This is a genomic window from Streptomyces sp. AHU1 (genome assembly GCF_045343905.1).
Taxonomy (GTDB): Bacteria; Actinomycetota; Actinomycetes; order Streptomycetales; family Streptomycetaceae; genus Streptomyces; species Streptomyces triticiradicis.
Genome location: NZ_CP174283.1, coordinates 587,168 through 603,650, shown reverse-complemented (window position 1 = coordinate 603,650; position 16,483 = coordinate 587,168). Strand labels below are relative to the sequence as shown.

The 16,483-nt window shown below is 72.7% G+C and carries 21 protein-coding genes and 1 pseudogene; 4 read left to right on the top strand and 18 right to left on the bottom strand.

All coding sequences use genetic code 11. The features are described 5' to 3' along the window. Positions 1–5: 5 nt before the first annotated feature. The 9 genes from ACICHK_RS02855 to ACICHK_RS02815 form a co-directional block, all read right to left on the bottom strand. Complete coding sequence (locus tag ACICHK_RS02855; protein ID WP_037623574.1) at positions 6–233, bottom strand: ferredoxin family protein; 228 nt, start codon at positions 231–233, stop codon at positions 6–8. Positions 234–274: 41 nt separating this feature from the next. After that, a complete protein-coding gene (locus ACICHK_RS02850) occupies positions 275–1,063 on the bottom strand; it encodes a GntR family transcriptional regulator (protein WP_406835498.1) in 789 nt (262 codons plus the stop codon). Positions 1,064–1,296: 233 nt separating this feature from the next. Continuing rightward, positions 1,297–1,566, bottom strand: coding sequence for a DUF4190 domain-containing protein (locus tag ACICHK_RS02845; RefSeq protein WP_406835497.1), 270 nt, complete (start codon positions 1,564–1,566; stop codon positions 1,297–1,299). Continuing rightward, complete coding sequence (locus ACICHK_RS02840; protein ID WP_151467896.1) at positions 1,563–1,757, bottom strand: hypothetical protein; 195 nt, start codon at positions 1,755–1,757, stop codon at positions 1,563–1,565. The genes ACICHK_RS02845 and ACICHK_RS02840 overlap by 4 nt, the downstream gene beginning before the upstream one ends. A 215-nt stretch (positions 1,758–1,972) precedes the next feature. Further along, complete coding sequence (locus tag ACICHK_RS02835; protein WP_151467895.1) at positions 1,973–2,431, bottom strand: Rrf2 family transcriptional regulator; 459 nt, start codon at positions 2,429–2,431, stop codon at positions 1,973–1,975. A 58-nt stretch (positions 2,432–2,489) separates the two neighbouring features. Next, positions 2,490–3,734: an acyl-CoA dehydrogenase family protein gene (locus ACICHK_RS02830; RefSeq protein ID WP_406835495.1), complete on the bottom strand. Its 1,245-nt coding sequence runs from the start codon at positions 3,732–3,734 to the stop codon at positions 2,490–2,492. A gap of 912 nt (positions 3,735–4,646) precedes the next feature. Next, positions 4,647–5,144 carry a hypothetical protein gene (locus ACICHK_RS02825; RefSeq protein WP_406835494.1) on the bottom strand — a complete coding sequence of 166 codons (498 nt, stop codon included), beginning with the start codon at positions 5,142–5,144 and terminating at the stop codon, positions 4,647–4,649. Continuing rightward, the gene (locus ACICHK_RS02820) at positions 5,123–5,341 is read right to left on the bottom strand and encodes a hypothetical protein (RefSeq protein ID WP_406835493.1); all 219 of its coding nucleotides are present in this window, start codon (positions 5,339–5,341) and stop codon (positions 5,123–5,125) included. The genes ACICHK_RS02825 and ACICHK_RS02820 overlap by 22 nt, the downstream gene beginning before the upstream one ends. Positions 5,342–5,482: 141 nt before the next feature. After that, on the bottom strand, positions 5,483–6,367 hold the full coding sequence (locus ACICHK_RS02815) for a universal stress protein (RefSeq protein WP_406835492.1): 885 nt from the start codon (positions 6,365–6,367) through the stop codon (positions 5,483–5,485). A 257-nt stretch (positions 6,368–6,624) separates the two neighbouring features. Between ACICHK_RS02815 and ACICHK_RS02810 the strand changes: the two genes are divergently transcribed. Continuing rightward, on the top strand, positions 6,625–7,047 hold the full coding sequence (locus ACICHK_RS02810) for an Hsp20/alpha crystallin family protein (RefSeq protein ID WP_406835490.1): 423 nt from the start codon (positions 6,625–6,627) through the stop codon (positions 7,045–7,047). Positions 7,048–7,184: 137 nt separating this feature from the next. On the opposite strand, the gene ACICHK_RS02805 is transcribed toward ACICHK_RS02810, so the two are convergent. Then, positions 7,185–8,189 carry an Acg family FMN-binding oxidoreductase gene (locus ACICHK_RS02805; protein ID WP_406835489.1) on the bottom strand — a complete coding sequence of 335 codons (1,005 nt, stop codon included), beginning with the start codon at positions 8,187–8,189 and terminating at the stop codon, positions 7,185–7,187. A gap of 217 nt (positions 8,190–8,406) precedes the next feature. Between ACICHK_RS02805 and ACICHK_RS02800 the strand changes: the two genes are divergently transcribed. Together ACICHK_RS02800 and ACICHK_RS02795 are read left to right on the top strand one after the other, a co-directional pair. Then, positions 8,407–8,616, top strand: coding sequence for a hypothetical protein (locus ACICHK_RS02800; protein WP_406835487.1), 210 nt, complete (start codon positions 8,407–8,409; stop codon positions 8,614–8,616). 348 nt (positions 8,617–8,964) lie between these two features. Then, positions 8,965–9,888, top strand: coding sequence for a carbamate kinase (locus tag ACICHK_RS02795; protein WP_406835486.1), 924 nt, complete (start codon positions 8,965–8,967; stop codon positions 9,886–9,888). Between the two features lie 42 nt (positions 9,889–9,930). Here the strand turns inward: ACICHK_RS02795 and ACICHK_RS02790 are convergent, their stop codons facing one another. From ACICHK_RS02790 to ACICHK_RS02775, 4 genes are all read right to left on the bottom strand, one after another. Next, positions 9,931–10,212: an SHOCT domain-containing protein gene (locus tag ACICHK_RS02790; RefSeq protein ID WP_406841148.1), complete on the bottom strand. Its 282-nt coding sequence runs from the start codon at positions 10,210–10,212 to the stop codon at positions 9,931–9,933. 176 nt (positions 10,213–10,388) lie between these two features. Continuing rightward, on the bottom strand, positions 10,389–10,841 hold the full coding sequence (locus tag ACICHK_RS02785; protein WP_406835485.1) for an OsmC family protein: 453 nt from the start codon (positions 10,839–10,841) through the stop codon (positions 10,389–10,391). Then, on the bottom strand, positions 10,838–11,500 hold the full coding sequence (locus ACICHK_RS02780) for a CBS domain-containing protein (RefSeq protein ID WP_151467886.1): 663 nt from the start codon (positions 11,498–11,500) through the stop codon (positions 10,838–10,840). Before ACICHK_RS02780 ends, ACICHK_RS02785 begins: the two co-directional genes overlap by 4 nt. A 136-nt stretch (positions 11,501–11,636) precedes the next feature. Then, entirely contained in the window at positions 11,637–12,338 is a 702-nt protein-coding gene (locus ACICHK_RS02775; RefSeq protein WP_406835483.1) for a CBS domain-containing protein, read from the bottom strand. Between the two features lie 264 nt (positions 12,339–12,602). On the opposite strand from ACICHK_RS02775, the gene ACICHK_RS02770 reads away from it, so the two are divergent. Next, positions 12,603–13,112, top strand: a complete 510-nt coding sequence (locus ACICHK_RS02770) for a DUF2231 domain-containing protein (protein ID WP_406835482.1) — start codon at positions 12,603–12,605, stop codon at positions 13,110–13,112. Positions 13,113–13,143: 31 nt separating this feature from the next. Here the strand turns inward: ACICHK_RS02770 and ACICHK_RS02765 are convergent, their stop codons facing one another. The 4 genes and pseudogenes from ACICHK_RS02765 to ACICHK_RS02750 all read right to left on the bottom strand — a co-directional run bounded on the left by ACICHK_RS02765 (position 13,144) and on the right by ACICHK_RS02750 (position 16,470). Further along, entirely contained in the window at positions 13,144–14,040 is an 897-nt protein-coding gene (locus ACICHK_RS02765; protein WP_406835481.1) for a ferredoxin, read from the bottom strand. Positions 14,041–14,110: 70 nt separating this feature from the next. Beyond that, positions 14,111–14,686: pseudogene (locus ACICHK_RS02760) on the bottom strand (response regulator transcription factor); the annotation flags it as partial. Positions 14,687–14,793: 107 nt separating this feature from the next. Beyond that, a complete protein-coding gene (locus ACICHK_RS02755; RefSeq protein ID WP_406835480.1) occupies positions 14,794–15,669 on the bottom strand; it encodes a universal stress protein in 876 nt (291 codons plus the stop codon). Positions 15,670–16,035: 366 nt separating this feature from the next. Next, positions 16,036–16,470: a CBS domain-containing protein gene (locus tag ACICHK_RS02750; RefSeq protein WP_406841147.1), complete on the bottom strand. Its 435-nt coding sequence runs from the start codon at positions 16,468–16,470 to the stop codon at positions 16,036–16,038. Positions 16,471–16,483: the final 13 nt, after the last annotated feature.

The following is a 16,483-nucleotide window of genomic DNA, read 5'->3' as shown; positions in this document are numbered from 1 at the left end:
ACCTTTCACCGGAGCAGATAGGGCATGTTGACCGTGACGGCTCCGGTGGGACAGCGGGCCGCGCACGGGCCGCAGTACCAGCACTCGTCGACGTGCATGTAGGCCTTGCCGCTGCTGTCGTCGATGGCGAGGGAGTCCAGCGGGCACATGTCCACACAGAGTGTGCAGCCGTCGATGCACTTCGACTGGTCGATGGTCACGGGCACGTCGGCCCGCTGGGGCGCCAAGGGCATGGCTGTCTCCGGGAAGGTCGTGCGGTGGAGGAAGGGGGGTGTCAGCAGGAGCGGCGCAGGAGGCCGCTCATCGTGATGCGGTCGCCGCGGAACCGGATGAACTCCAGGTCGACCGGGCGGCCGTCGTCGAGGTGCGTGAGCCGTTCCAGCATGAGGACGGCCGTGCCGCGCGGGGCTTCGAGCACGGCGGCGGAGTGGGCGTCCGCGGTGACCGCCTCCAGGGTGATCTCGGCGTGGCCGAGGGGCCGGCCGGTGATGGTCTCCAGGAGGCGGAAGACGTCGGTGTTCTCCAGGTCGGCGCCGAGCAGGGCGGTACCGATGTCGAGGGGGATGTAGGTGAGGTCGAGGGACAGGGGGAGACCGCCCAGGCGGCGCAGGCGTTCGATGTAGAGGACGTCGGCGCCGGGCGGGACGTGGAGCCGCTCGGCGACCGGCGCCGGAGCGGGCGCGGGACCGGCCGTGCGGACCTCGTTGGTGACGCGGCCCTGTTCGTGGAGGGTCTCGGCGAGGCCCATCAGGCGGTCGAGGCCGTGCTGGTACTTCCGGGCGACGACCACGGTGCCGACGCCCGGCTGGCGTTCCACCAGGCCTTCGGCGCGCAGCAGGTCGAGGGCTTCGCGCACGGTGTTGCGCGAAGCGCCGTAGTCACCGGCGAGGATCGACTCGTGGGGCAACGTGTCCGTGGGGAATCCGCCGGTGAGGAGTTGGCGGCGGAGGAGGTCGGCGAGTTGCCGGGCCCGGTCGGCGCGCAGCCGGCGCCGCGCGCGGTGGGCGGCGACGGTGGTCGCGCCCTGGCCGGCGTGGTCGCGGATGCGGTCGGTGGGAGGCACGGGTCGAACCCTACCGATCCGATGGGAAAAGTCGTGTTGCCGGAATGTTGCGCCACTTCAGGAGGGGCCGGACACGTGTCCGGCCTGGGGTTTCCGGCGCACGGGGGCCACATGTGCCATCGGCCCCGGGGCGCGGGTCCGGCGACACGCCGCGACGGCCGCGGTCGGTCGGCCGCCGGGACCTTCGCCCACCGGGGCACACCTCCGTGCGCCGGGTGCGCGGGCCGGGGTGCTCAGAAGTGCCAGCTCACCGTGTTGTCCGCCGCGGTGACGAGAGCCAGGACGACCAGGTCGGCGGCACCGAGCAGTATCCCGAGGTAGGCCCGGTGGCGGTGGGTGGTGCCGCGGTGCAGGGCGAGGAGCCCGAGAACGACGGCGGTCGGCCCCAGGAACAGGTTGAAGACCAGGAGTCCGACCAGGCCGAGGACGAAGGACGCCGCGGCCAGGGCGTACGGGTCACGGCGCGAGGCCGTCCGCGTCGTGCCGGTCACGGGGCGGCTCATCGGGCCTCCCCGCTCCGGGAGGAGGCGCGCCTTTGCGCCGCGTCACCGTCCGGACGGTGTTTTCGCAGGCCGTAGACGAGCAGCCAGCAGCCGATGGCCACGGACGCGGCGAGCGTGACGGGCAGCGGCAGGTGCGCCGCGGCACCCACTACCACTCCGAGGAGCAGGAAAGCGGCGACGAGGAAGAGCATGTGTCTCCTTCCGGGTTCACGGGGCCGCGCGGACGAATGATCAGCGGAGCCCGGGTGCCCTGAGCGCCACCCGGAAAACTCCGGCCGCTCCGTCGGCCGCCAGGTCGGCCTGAACCGTTCGGCCGCGCCCGGCGGTCCCGGTCCGGGGAAGGAGTGTCGGTGGGGAAGGAATTCGGAGACGGTGTCGCCGTCACGGGTGGTGCGGGTGCGTGGTGTCAGGGGTTGGCCCAGGCTCCCGGGGCGTCGGTCAGGGCGCAGACGTCGGGGGGCAGTTGGGCCGACGCCACGTCGGCGAGCGAGACCCCCTCGAGGATCTCGCGCACGTTGGACCGCAGCGCGATCCACAGGGGGAGCAGCGACTGGGCCGGGCCGGTGTAGGAGAGGTCCGGGGGGCGGACGCCACGCACCGAGACGAGCGGTCCGTCCACGGTGCGTATGACGTCGGCGATGGTGATGGACCCGGCGGGCCTGGCCAGGCGGTAGCCCCCGTTGCCGCCGCGCTGGCTGAGGACGAGACCGCCCCGGCGCATGTCGTTCAGGATGCCTTCGAGGAACTTGTGCGGAATGTCCTGGGCGTCCGCGATCGCCTCGGCCTTCAACGGTGCCTCGGCCCGTGACGCGGCGAGTTGCAGTGCGGCACGTACCGCGTAGTCCGCCCTGGCTGAAATCCGCATGCGCGCATTATCCCGTACGGTTCGGGCCGGTATCCACGCCCTTCCGCCGCTCTCCGGTTCAGACGGGCAGGACGAACGGCGGGTGGGCGCCGTTGAGGAAGTAGTCCCCGACGTCACGGAGCCGGTGGCCGACGGGCTCGTACAGGGTGTGGGTCCGCGCGTTGCGCCAGAACCGGTCGAAGCCGAGCCGGGAGGACGCGGAGCGGGCGCCGATGACGTCGAGGGCCCGCGTGGTGGACTCCTGCGCGGCCCTGGACGCGGCGGCTTCGGCCATGGCCACGAGGACGGAGATCTCCGCGTACTCGTCGTAGCTCAGGTCCTCACCGCGTGCCAGTCCGCCGTGCACCGCCCGCACCGCCTGCTCGGTGAGTGCCGAGGCGGAGCGGGTGAGAACGGTGAGTTCTCCGTGCAGGGTCAGGATCCGCGGGTCCGAGGGGGAGCCGATCGGCCAGGCGGGATGCCGGAGCGAGTGGCCCGCCCTGCTGTACTCGCGCACTTCGGTGAGCACTCCCTCGGCGATGCCGAGAAGGATCTGGACGGAGAGGAGGCGTCCGACCGGCGAGGTGAAGGCGGTCAGGGGGGACAGGACCTCCTCGTCCGCGGACAGGGATCCGAGCACGCTGCCGGCGGCGACCGGTACGGCGTCGAAGTCCACACTGCCGCCGGCCGCGAGCCGCTGGCCGAAGGCGTCCGGGTCGCCGTCGATCCGCACGCCGGGACGGTCGGTGTCGACGACGACGGCGAAGGGCTCGCCGGTGTCGGTCCGCTCGCCCCGTACGGCGAGGCGGTCGGCGACCAGGACCCCTGTGGCGTAGCTCTGCCGTCCTTCGAGGACGTAGCCCCCGGCCTTCCTGGTCAGCCGCAGCGGCGGCTCCTGGCGGGCGAGACCGCCGCCCCAGAGGAAGGGCTTCCTCGTGGAACGCTGCACGGCCTCGGTGGCGCGGGCGGAGTCGGCGAAGGACAGCGCGCTCCACGACAAGAAGTAGTGACAGCCGAGCAGTTGACCGATCGCGCCGTCGGCGGCGGAGATCTCCCGGACGACGGCGTAGGCCGTCGTCCAGTCCGCGCCGCCTCCTCCGGCGTCGGCCGGTACCAGGAGCGTCAGCAGTCCCGCCTCGCGCAGCCGGGCCACCTCGTCGAAGGGGGCCTTGCCCGCCTGCTCTCTGGCGACCGCGTCCGTGGCCAGGTCTTCCGCCGTCTCACGGGCCGCACGCAGCCAGTGCGTGCGGTCGGGTCCGGCCGCTTCGGGTGCGCTCGGGCCGGCTCCGGAACCGGCTCCGGACGGCGCGGTGGCAACGCCCATGATGTTGGTTTCCTCAAGGTCGGCGGCAAGGTGCCGTGTCGGGAGTCTCTTGCCGGTCGGGTTCGCCTGATCGCCCGGGGGCGGGAGAGAGGGGGCGGCACGCGCACGACGTGGGTGCCGGGTGTGCCCTACGCGCTACAACAGACGGCGCTGGCGACGCGACCGAAGTCGACGTGCCGGCGGCGAACCAGTCGCTGCTGTGTGGGGGGCATGTGCATCATCCTGCGCAGCCACCGGACGCCCGGTCAATGCTTTCCTAGTAAATCGATAGGAAATATAGGGAGCCCGGGCCCGCGGATGCGGGAGGACCCGACGACTATCGGCCAAGGCCTGTCGTCCGGCACGCGGTCCGTGCTGACGGGAAGTCAGGCGTACTGCTCAGGTGCGGAGTTGACGGGCGCCGTGGCAGGTCCGCGCGGATCCGCGAGCCCTTCTCCTCGGCCGGTCCCGTGGTGCAGACCGAAGCTCCATGAGGCCGACGCCCTGGCCGCCATGAACCTGCGGCAGTTCCTGTCCCAGGACCTGCGCCTGCACGAGGCGCTGATGGTCGGGGCGCGGGCCTTCGCCATGGCCTCGGACGCCGAGGAGAACCTGGTCGTGATCGGCGGTCCGGCGCACGACGGGGTCTGGCAGTTGATGACCGACCGGCTCGACGTTCCCCATGTCTTCAGGGAGTTCTCCGGGGAGTACCGCATCGTGTGCGTGCGGGACGGCGCGGAGCACGGTGAGTCGGAGCCGGGCGCGACCACGCTGGTGGACCACGCCATCGTCGTGCCGGCACGCAACCCGTTCGCGGCCGGGAGTCGCCGCCGACTTCCCTCGGTCCCCGCCGGTACGCACCGACCCCGCTCCCCGTTCCTGACGCGCACTCGGCCTGACGCGCCCTCGGCCGGTCGCGGCACGGACCGGCCGTCAGGAGAGGCCGGCCTCGATCCCGTCGAGGAACTCCCGCTCCTGTCCACGGATCCGGTTCCGTTCCCGGACCTCCGCGCGGAACGCGGCCAGCGCTTCGGGATCGGCCGCGAGTCCGCTGTCCACGACCGTGCGGGTGCCGTCGCCGACGTCGACGATCGTCTGGTCCGTACGGCCGCTGCCCAGGATGCCCATGACGGTCAGCCACTCGTCGTGGACGGCCGGCGTCAGGTCGACGTCCAGTCGAACCCGGGACGGCGGATCGTCCGGACCGGCGGGCTCGGTCATCGCCCCGATGAGGGTGAGGACGAGGGTGCGCAGGTCCGCGTACTCCTCGGGCTGCATGACGTCCTCGAGCGCGTCGAGGTAGAGCCTGGCGAGTTCGTGGGCTCCGGGTTCGGGCGTGGTGGCGGCGGACTCGTGATCGCTCGAAGGACGGTGGCTCTCGTGTCGGATCGCCGGATGGACGGTCGAGGCTACCCGTCGACCGGCGGCCACCGCGTGAGCGCGTATCCGTCGTACGCGCCCTCGGTGGTGCAGGGCTCCGCCCACGGCGCCCGCCAGGCCTTCGGTCCCTCGGGTGCCATCAGACCGTAGACGCAGGAGTGGGGGGAGCCGATGGCGAAGACCGCGATGCCGTGCTCGACGGCGATCGACCGGGGCGTGCCGGAAGGGAGGTCGGCCTCCCGCAGCACCGCTTCGACCGCTCCGGCAGTGGATTGAGTGATCGTAAGGCGCGCGGTTCGCCCAGGTCGCGTGAAATACGGCCACCACTGCCGGCCGTCCCGGACGGGACCGGTCCCGAGACGGCCGGGGTCCGTCCGCAACCGCGTGGGTCACTCGTGCGGGACGACCGCGACCGGGCACCGGACATGATGCAGTGCGGCGTGGGCGACCGGTCCCGTGTGCGTGCCGAGCCGGGCCGGACGGATCCGGCGGCCGACCACCAGCAGGCAGGCGTCCCGAGCCGTGTGCAGCAGCAGTTCGGCCGGACGACCGTTCTGCACCTGCACGCGGACCTCGACCTCCGGGAACCTCTCGCCCCACGGCCGCAGGAGCGAGGTCACCGCCTGCTCGGCGTCCTCCTGCCCGATCAGATCCTCCGCGCCCGGCCCCAGGGCGCCCGGCGGACGCCACGCGTGCACCACGCGCAGCGGGGCCGAGCGCAGGGCGGCGCTCTCGTAGGCGAACGCCAGGACGTCATGGCAACGATGGTCGGTGTCCACGCCCACCACCACCTCGCGGTACGGGCCGCGCTCCGGGGCGACGCCTCCGGTGGCGGGCTCCCGCTCGCCCGCGGGCGTCTCGTCGGCCCGCACCAGCACCGCCGGACGGGTCAGGCGGGCCACCGTGGCCAGGGCCACGGAACCTGCCAGGAATCCGCCGACACCGCTGAACGCCCGGCTGCCGAGGACCAGGAGTTCGGCTTCTTCGGCGGCCGCGACGAGAGCGTCGACCGGAGGCCGGGCGAGCTGTTCGGAGCTCAGGTGGACCTGCGGATAACGCTCGTCGAGCCGGTCCATGGCATCGCGCAGGATCCGCCGGGCCCAGTGGCGGGGCGCGTCGAGCTCGGGGAGCGTCGACGGCTCCTTGCCCATCGCCTCCCACGCGTGCACCAAACGCAGCGGCGCACCGCGACGCAACGCCTCCCTGGCCGCCCAGTCGGCGGCGGCAAGGCTCTCCCGTGAACCGTCCAGTCCTACGACAACGGGGCGAAGCACGGTCAACACCTCCCGCATCGATGCCCGCGCCCGGCGCCGGGGCCCCGGGCCTTGTACCACCAGGGTCGTGGAGCACGGCTCCGGCCGGCAGGGGCCGCGGAGCCCTTCCCCGAGGCCGAAAGGCCCGAACGCCGTGCCGGAACCCCGAGAGTGACCGGCCGCCAGGGGCCGACCGGGCCGTCGACGGGCCCGCTCGGCCCACGCACGCCGTGCCGTGGCGCGGGACCCTGGAAGTGGGGAAGGGGAGGAGGGAGAAGATGAACGGCATGATCGAGCGGTTGCCCGGCTGGCCGGCGTTTCCCGACCTGTTCGGGTGGATGGAGACAGGACTTCCGGTCACGCACGCGATCCCGGGGCTGCACAACATCCGGATCGAGGAGCACCTGACGGACGGCGTGTACGTGCTGAAGGCCGAGCTTCCGGGCATCGACCCCACCAAGGACGTGGAGATCACGGTCACGGAAGGCGTTCTGACCCTGCGGTCCGAGCGTGGTGAGGAGACGACCGAGAAGCACCGTACGGAATTCCGCTACGGCAGTTTCGCCCGTTCCGTCCGGCTGCCGGCCGGAGCGAAGGGGGACGAGGCCACCGCGGAGTACCGGAACGGTGTCCTGACGATCAAGATCCCGGTGCCGGAGACCAAGACCGGTACCCGGACCATCCCGGTGCGGCACGGCTGATCGAGCGTACGTGCCGTGGCGCGCCGGATGCGAGCGGCCGGGCCTGTTCCTGCCCGGCCGCTCGCGCGACCGAGCGCCGCGCCTCGGCCCACCGGTACCGTGCCGGGTCCGCCGTAAGACGACCGCGTACGGTCGCTTCAGCTCATGAGCACGCCGTCGTCGGCGCCGGACCACACGTCCTGCGCCAGGGCCTGGCGGACCGTGCGGCGCGGTGAGGCCGGTCCCCGCGGGCCGTAGCCGAGGCGGAGCACCATCTGAGCGAACCTCCTCCGGCCGCCCACCAGTTGTCCCCGCAGGTCCGGCCATTCCAGTGCCTGATGCAGGAGTGATGTCCGTACGCCGTGGGCGGTGGCCACCAGCAGGACGCGTTCGAGCGCTTCCCCGGCGCGCAGCCAGTCCGTCCGGCGGTCGTGAAGGGTGGAGAGCACCGCGAGGACCGGCCGCTTCTCGAAGGGGCGGGCCAGGAGTTCCGAAGGACGTGGGTGGGCGGCGAAGTCACGCATCGGGATCCGGTCCCGGAAGTCCTGGGGACCGACCACCTCCGGCGGCATGCCGAGGGACCCGCCGTCGGGCGGTCGAACCCAGCGTCGACTTTCCGCGGACCGGTCGGCGTCAAGGGTGTTGCGCCGCTCGGCGTCCCGGGTCAGCCACAGCAGCCGGTCGGTCTCCGCGAGGCCCGGGAAGTCCAGCGCGGCGCCTTCCGCGTGGGCGGCCTCGCGCAGTTCGGTCAGTACGGGAGCGGGCACCGGCAGGTCGGAGAACGGGAAGCGGCTGCTGTGCCGGCGCCACAGGGCGTCGTACAGCCGCGGAGTCGCCGAGGGGCGAGACGTTCCGGCGAGCTGCACGGTGGCCAGCAGGTCCGGTCGGCCGGGACGGGGGAGACGCCTGGGCACGGGTTCCCAGCCGTGGTGGGCGACCGCCACACGCAGGTTGAACAGGGCGCAGCCGACGGAGACGTGCAGGGCCCGCCCGGACGGGTCGGTGTGCCGTAAGCCCCGTTGCGCGGCGGCCCGGATCTCCAGCGTGGCGGTGTCCGGGTCGAGCCGGAACCGCCAGGGCTGGGTGTTGTGGATGGAGGGGGCGGCGACGGAGGCCGCGACCAGCCGTTCCAGGGTCGGGACGTCGAGAGCCGTGGTGGACATGGTGTCTCCTCCCGTGCCCGCGCCCGAAAGGCCGCCGGGCCGTTGGCTGTTCCCGCCCAGCCTGATGCCGTCGGCAAGGCCGCGGGGAGGGGCCACCCGGCCCCCGGCCGGGGCCCACCGGCGTTCGGCGGGGACCCCTCGGCACCCTGTGCCACCGGGGCGTCCGCGGTTCGATGGAACCGGGAAAGGCGACCGACGGACAGAGGAGGTGAACACCGTGGGTACGACCTTGACACCGGAGTTCTGGAAGCAGTTCACCGTCCTGCTGGTGATCGCGACCGCGGTCGTCGTCGTGGTCGGTGCCGCGCTCGACGCCCTGGTGCTGCGGATGCGCGGCCGCCGGATCCCACCGACCCCGTCGACTTCGCCGACCCCTGCGGAGGCGTGGAAGCGGCAGGCGGCGCACGGCGTTTCCGTCCGGCACTGACCCGGAGCCGTCGGCACGGTCCACGACAGGCCCGCGACGCCGCCCCCGGAAGACCGGTGGATCAAGAACGTGATCGTCACCACCGGCCCGGTGGACGCCCGTTCCCTCCCATCCCGCTCTGCACGGCCGCCGCCGACCGGGCGTCCCCCGCGACAGGGGCCGTCCGGTCGGCGGCGTCCGGGACCAACGGTCCCGGACGGGGAAGTTCGGCCGCTGACCACGACCTCTGCCGCCGACGAGAATCATGAGGTCTGCTCCTCACCCGCCTCCGCCGACGTCGACCACCGGGCGGAGAACCAACCGCACACCGTCGAGGCCGTCCTGGCCGTCACCCTGGAGGACCGAGTCATGCGCATCGTCATCGCCCTGGGCGGCAACGCCCTGCTGCGCCGCGGCGAACGTCCCGACGCGGCCGTCCAGGAGTCGAACATCGACCGCGTCACCAGCGCGATCGCGGCCCTCGCCCATGACCACGAGATCGTCGTCACGCACGGCAACGGCCCCCAGATCGGCCTGCTCGCCGCGGAGAGCGCCGCCGACCCGGTCCTGAGCGCTCCCTACCCGCTCGACCTGCTCGGCGCGCAGACCCAGGGCCTGATCGGCACCCTGCTGGTCCGCAGCCTGCACGACGCCCTGCCCGGACACCGGACGATCGCGTTGGTCACCCACACCCTGGTCCGGTCCGACGACCCCGCCTTCGAGCACCCCACGAAGTTCGTCGGCCAGGTGTACCCGTACGACATCGCGTCGGCGCTCGCCCGCAGGCGCGGCTGGCACATCGCCGCCGACACCACCGGCTGGCGCCGCGTCGTCCCCTCCCCGGCACCCGAACGGATCCTGGAGACCGAGACCGTCCACGAACTGCTCGCCGGCGGCGCGCTCGTCGTCTGCGCGGGCGGCGGGGGCGTCCCCGTGACCGCCGACCCGGACACCGGAGCGCTCACCGGGGTGGAGGCCGTCGTCGACAAGGACCTCACGGCGGCCCTGCTCGCCGAGGAACTGAAGGCCGACTTCCTGCTCATCCTCACCGACGTGCCCTGCGTCTACGCCGACTTCGGGACTCCCGGCCAGCGGCCGGTCCTGGGCGCCACCCCCGCCGACCTGCGCGGGCGAAGCTTCCCCGAGGGTTCGATGGGCCCCAAGACCGAGGCGGCGGCCCGGTTCGTGGAACGCACCGGGGGACTGGCCGCCATCGGCGCCCTGGACGCGGCGTACGAGATGGTCCACGGTACGTCGGGCACACTCGTCCGCCCAGACCTGCCGGTCATGTGACCCTCCCGAGTCCGCCGTCGCCTGCGACGGCGGACCGCCGGGTCAGACCTTCCCGGAGCTCCCGCCGTCGCCGGAACGCAGGACGGCCAGGCGGCTTCGGTACTCCTCCTCGTCGATCTCCCCGCGGGCGAAACGTTCCGCGAGGAGCTGCTCCGGGGCGGGACCGGACCCTGCGTGTCCGGTGCTCGCCCCGCTGTCCGCGGGCCGGGCCAGGGACCGGAACAGCAGGACGGCGAAGACGATCAGCACGGCCCAGAAGAGGATCATGCCGACCGACATGGTGAACCAGCCCCACCCGCTCGGATCATGTCCGTACCAGAACATCACGGTCACCCGCTTTCTCGTGGCCGCACCGGACGGGGGTTTCCTGCCCGCGGTACCGGCGCGGCACGGTCGGTTTCGGTCTCGGGCCGCTCACCTGCCGTAACCCGAAGAGCCCGCACGCACTGGGGCGTTCGGCCCCGTCCGCCCGGAGCGGGCGGCATCCCTGCCGGGCCGTCTCAGGTCTCCACCTCGATGCGGACCCCGGGAGGCTCGTGAAGTGTGTTGTGGACCGTGCAGTGCGAGGCGACGGCGAGCATGGCTGCATACCGTCGAGCCGACAGCTCCGGAGGCGGAACGACGACCACGCGCACCGAATCGACACGGGCGGGCCGGTCCGTCGCCATGGTGAACTCCGAACGGACCCGCAGTCCCTCCCGGGGCAGCCCGTGGCGCCGGAGGTAGCGGCCCGCGTAGAAGGCGACGCAGGTGGCCAGTGACGCGGCGAACAGCTCGACCGGGGTCGGCGCGATGTCCGTTCCGCCCGCGTCCACGGGCTGGTCCACCAGGAGCCGGTGTCCTCGGACGTCCACCTCGTACACGTCCCCGTCCACATGGGTGACATCGAGCCGGTGTCCGGCCGCGGGCCGTGGCTGTCGCGCGGCCGATGGGTCCGGTGCCGTGTCCGTCATGGCGTGGCCTCCGCCGACTCGCCGGTGAGCTGCGGTACGACGTCCACGACGCCCTCGACCGCATGCACGAGGCGCACCGCCACGGAGACGAGCGAGGTGTCGCGGACGTGACCGCGCAGGGTGACGACCCCCTCGTCCACGTTCACGTGGATGGCGTGGCTGAAGCCCGGGAAGAGGTACGACACCACTGTGCGCCGGACCTCCTCCTCTATCTCCGCGTCGGGCCGCAGGAACACCTTGAGCAGGTCGGCGCGGCTGACGATGCCTTGGAGCATGCCGACGGCGTCGACCACGGGCAGCCGCTTGACGTGGCGGACGGCCATGATCCGGGCCGCCTGCGCGAGAGTGGCGTCCGCGTGGACCGTGACCGCCGGAGTGCTCATGAGTTCCGCGGCCCTGGTCGCACCGGCCTTGGCGGCGTCGGCCAGGCGTTCCCGCTGCCGGGAGAGGCTCTGTTCCTCGTCCCGGAACTCCTCCTTGGGCAGCAGGTCGGCCTCGGACACGACACCGACGACGCGTCCCTCGCCCTCCAGCACGGGCATGGCGCTGACCTTCCACTGCTCCAGGGTCCGCACGATCTCCTTGAACGGAGCGTCCCGTCCCACGGCCACGACCGTCTGGGTCATCACATCGCTGACGATGTGCGGAGTGCCGGTCATGTCCCAACACCTCGATTCGTTGTCATCTCGACCGGTCGCCGCCGGTCCGACGGATGCACGTGGTTCGTGCGGCGACCCGGACGGGTCGGTCGGGCATGAACTGCGGCCGCGTCCGGGGTGCCGGCTCCAGGGCCGTTCACGTGGCCAGTCCGGCCCGGCGTGACGTTCCGGTCCCCGGAGCCACGGGGGCGTCGTCCAGGTGGTGGTGCAGCTCCGCGGAGACGTCGACCACCCCGTCCACGCCTTGGCACAGGCGCACGACGACCGGGACGAGCGACTTGCGTTCGACGGTGCCCTTCAGCGACACCCGCCCGTCGACGACGTGCACGGCGACCGCGCCGGGAGCGACGTCGAGGGTGCGCACGAGCACGTCACCGGCTATCTCCTCCCGGATGGCGCTGTCGCCGCGCAGGAAGACACGCAACAGGTCCGCCCGGCTGATCAGGCCGACCAGCCTGCCGGACTCGTCGACCACCGGCAGCCGTTTGACGTGGTGGCGCTCCATGACCTGCGCGGCCTCGACCGCCGTCCACTGGGGCCTGGCCGTCACGGCCGGGCCGTTCATCAGTCCCTCTGCGGTCGTGGCCTCCGCCTTCGTGCGGTCGGCGGGACGGGGGCGCAGGACGGGCAGCAGCCCGGCCGGATCGAGCCGGTCCGCCTCCTTGCGCAGCAGATCCGCTTCGGAGACCACGCCCACGACGCGCTCGTCGTCGTCCACGACCGGTACGGCGGTGATGCCGTACTCCGCGAGAAGCTTGGCGATCTCCTTGAATCCGGTGTCCCGGCGAACCTCGACGACCGACGTGGTCATGAGGTCGCCAACTGTCCGGTGCCTCATGGTTCCCGCCTCCTCGTGCCGTGCGGATCCCCCTTTTCACTCTCGCCCGGCACACGGAAGCCCGCATGGGCCGGATGGTCCAGTTCCCTGCCCCGGGAGGCCCTGGCCGCACCCGCCTGTAACGGCTGCCGCGCCGTCAGTTCACCGAGGGCCGGACCGGTGGCGCGGTGTTCAGCGGTGTTCAGAGGAACCTGAGAGATTCCTGTGCCAGTCTGGCGCGCCTGATCGACACGGTGAGTACCCACCCATCTCAAGGAGTTGCCGATGAGCCTGGTCAACGGCCTGCCCGCGCACGTACTGCTGGTGCACTTCGTGGTCGTCCTCGTTCCCCTGACCGCGCTCGCCCTCGTGGTCTGCGCGATATGGCCCGAAGCGGCCCGGCGCCTGGGCATCGCGCTGCCGCTGCTCGCCCTGGTCACGCTCGTGAGCGTGCCGCTCACCTCGAACGCGGGCGAATGGCTGGAGGGACACGTCGCCGACGACGCGCTGGTGCGCCGCCACGCCGAGCTCGGGGACGGCCTCCTTCCCTGGGCCGGGGGTCTGTTCGTCCTGGCGGTCGCCCTCTGGTGGAAGACAGGCCGCACCACGGCGTCCGGGGACTCGGACGTCTCGCGCCGGCCCGCCGCGTTCGTACGGGTCGCGGCCGCGGTGCTGACGCTCGTGGTGGCAGTGGGAGCCGTCGTGGACGTGTACCGCATCGGCGACTCCGGGGCGAAGGCGGCGTGGCACGACGGCTATTCCAAGACCGCCTCGCACGGAGGCGACGGGGACTGACCCGCGACCGGCCCGCCTGCCCGCGCGCCCCTCACACCTCGTCCGTGTGCAGGGCCAGGCGTGGGCAGGCGGCGACGGCCCGCCGGGCATGGCCGCGCAGCTGGTCGGGGACGGTGCTGTCCTCGAGTACGGGGTAGCCCCATTCATCGAGGTCGACCAGCTCGGGGAGCAGTTCGGCGCACAGGCCCCGGCCGGTGCAGGCGACGCGGTCGACGCGCAGGGTCCTGGTCATCGCCATGCCTCCGGGGGTGTGGCGGGCGGTACGGGGATCCGCGGCGGCTCGTCGACCGCGGGTCAGATGGTGGTCGACGTCCTCGGTGAAGGTACGCAGGGCGGAAGCCGCCAGACGGGCGGCCCCGTCCGGGCGGCCGCAGGCCCCGCGGCCGGGCAGCAGACCCGTCCGGCGACGAAGGCGGACCATGAGTTCTCCGTCGGTCCGCCCGCCGGCCGGCGCGGCGAAGTCCTCGGCCACGGCGGGCAGACCGTAGCGGCAGGGGCCGCACCGGCGTGCGCCGTGGGCGGCGAGGTAGCCCAGTAGGAGGGCCGTCTCCCTCAGCCCGCAGGCCTGGTGGGGGAGCGCGACGAGTACACCGGCGCCGGGTGCGGCCTCCAACGGCGCGAGTTCGCGGCGGGCCAAGGGAGTTCGGAGGTGCTCCACCGGCAGCCAGGTGCCGCCGAAGCCGCCGAGCAGGACGGCCCGGAGGGGCTGTGTCGCGCCTCCGGCACGCTCGAGGACGGTGGCGAGAGGCGTGCCGAGCGCCGCTTCCAGGACTCCGGGAGCGGCCACCGCGCCGGGGACGGTGAGGAGCGTGGTGCCGGGCTCTTCCGGGGTGCCCGTCCGCCGGAACCAGTCGGGTCCGTGACGGGCGACGAGGGCGAGATGGGCGAGTGTCTCGGCGTTGTGGACGAGGGCGGGGCGGCGGGCCACGCCGCGTTCGTCCCGGCTCTCCGAGCTTGCGGCGCAGCGCGGCGATGTGCACGTCCAGCACCTTCGTCGGCCCGTACCAGTGGGCGTCCCAGGCCCGCTCCAGGATCTGCTGCCGGCTGACCACCCGGCCCGGATCGGCGGCCAGGCACTCCAGGATGCCGAACTCCTTCGGCGTCAGCGCCACCGCGCGTCCGCCCACCGACACCCGCCGGGTGCGCAGGTCGAGTTCCAGCGGCCCGTGCCGGACGATCTCCGGCCCGGCCGGCCGCCGTCGGCGCAGTACCGCCCGGATCCTGGCCAGCAGCTCGGCCGGCCCGAACGGTTTCACCAGATAGTCGTCCGCCCCCTGGTCGAGTGCCACCACCCGGTCAGCCTCCTCGCCCCGCGCGGTCACCGCGATGATCGCGGCGTCCGACCGGGCGCGCAGCATCCGGCAGACCTCGACACCGTCGATGTCCGGCAGCCCGAGGTCCAGCAGTACGACGTCGGGGGTGACGGCCGCCAGCGCGGCCCCGCCGCTCCGCACGTCCTCGACGGTGCAGCCGGCCTGCCGCAGCCCGCGCGCCAACGACTCCGCGATGCCCCGGTCGTCCTCCACGACCAGCACCCGGGTCTCCTCGTCCGCGCCGGTGCTCCGAGTGTTCATGTGCGTATCCGTCTTCCGGACGGTGGGATCGGCGACCCCGGTCCGTTTCCCCGCGCTCTCCGTCGGGCGCGGGTTCCTCGCGACCGTGGCGGCACGGCGCCGAGCGGTCAGGCCCTGTTCGGTACGACCGCCACCGGGCAGGAGGCGTGGTGCAGCAGGGTGTGGCTCACACGGCCGAGCTGGAGTCCGAAGCGACCGGACCGGCGACGCGCTCCGAGGACCACGAGGTCGGCGGCGGCCGAGCGATGGACCAGCACCTTGCGTGCCGCGCCCTCGACCGTCGTCCGGCGCAGCCGCACGTCCGGGTGGGCGGCGGACGCGTCGGCGATGAGGCTCTCGACGAGAGCGGCCGCCTGCTTCTCGTGCCGGTGCTCCGGATCCTCGGTCGGTGCGGTGTCGTCCGCCGCCTCCCGAGCCGGGCATCGCCAGGCCCGCACGACATCCAGCTCACACCCGCGAACCTCGGCCTCCTCGAACGCGAATCCGACCGCCGCCCGGCAGGTGTCGAGGTCACCGGCGCCGAGCAGGACGCGCTCGTGGGATCCGGTCAGAGCCGCCTTGTCGCCCCTGACCACGATGACCGGGCAGTCCGCCCGGGCCGCGACCGCGAGAGACACGGAACCGAGCAGCGCCCCCTTCAGTTCGCCGCGGCCCCGCGAGCCGGTGATCAGGGCGGTGGCGTTCCGCCCTTCGTCCAGGAGCGTGGAAACGGCTTCGTCCGGCACTGCCTTCGTCGAGATGCTCAGGTCGGGGTTGTGCCGGCGGGCCCGTTCCGCCGCCGAGCCGACGATGTGTTCCGCCAGCACCTGCTCGGAGGAGCGTTCCCGGCTCAGTGAGGGGAACGCTCCCTCGTACCGTTCCCAGAGCGACGCGTGGACCAGCCGCAGCGGAAGCCCGCTGCGCGTGGCCAGGTCCACCGCCCAGTCGATGGCCAGGAGGCTGCCGTCCGATCCGTCGACGCCCACGACGAGGGGGAGTGTCATTGTCTCCACCGCCTTCTCTCTCGACCGCACGGGTGCGGTAGGGGGTGTCACTTCCACGGTGGTACGCGCCGACAGATGACGGCAGGGGCCATTCAGCCCTCACCCGGGACTTTCAGCCCCGGTACGGGATCGGTATGGTCGGCGCGCCCTTCGGCTCATCGGCTCCTGCCGTGCGGCACTACCGTGGGAACGGTCCCCGTGCGGGATCCGTGCGCGCCGGGCGGGAGAGACCGAGAGGCGGAGCCGGCATGGAGCAGAACCCGGGCGAGTTCCGCCAACCAGGTCCACCCGTTTCCGCGGAACGCCCCACGATGCCGGTCGTCCCACGGCGGGGCCGGAGACGACGGCCGAGGACCACGGCGCGTCTCACGGCCGGGTCGTGGCAGGTGAAGGCGGCGCCGGTGATTCCCTCAGGATGTTCCAGGCGACCGGGCCGAGCAGGTCGGTGAGCCTTCGGGAGACGTCGAGGAACAGGTCGTCGACCGTCAGCACGCCCACCACACGGCCCGCGCACAGAACCGGCAACCGGCGGACCCCTGTCCGGCGGAACGCCCGGTAGGCCACCTGGAGGTCGTCGTCGGCGTCGACCGTGACGGAGCACGGCGACATGACCGTATCGACCCGCGTGCCCGGGTCCAGGCCTTCGGCCATGCCCCGTACGGCGAGATCCCGGTCGGTGACGATGCCGCACAGCTCTCCGTCCTCGATCACGAGGACCGACCCCACGGCGCGTCGGGCCATCTGCCCGGCCACCTCGGCCAAGCTCGCGTCAGGTGACACACACACCGGGGAAGTCGTCATCACCTCCGAGATC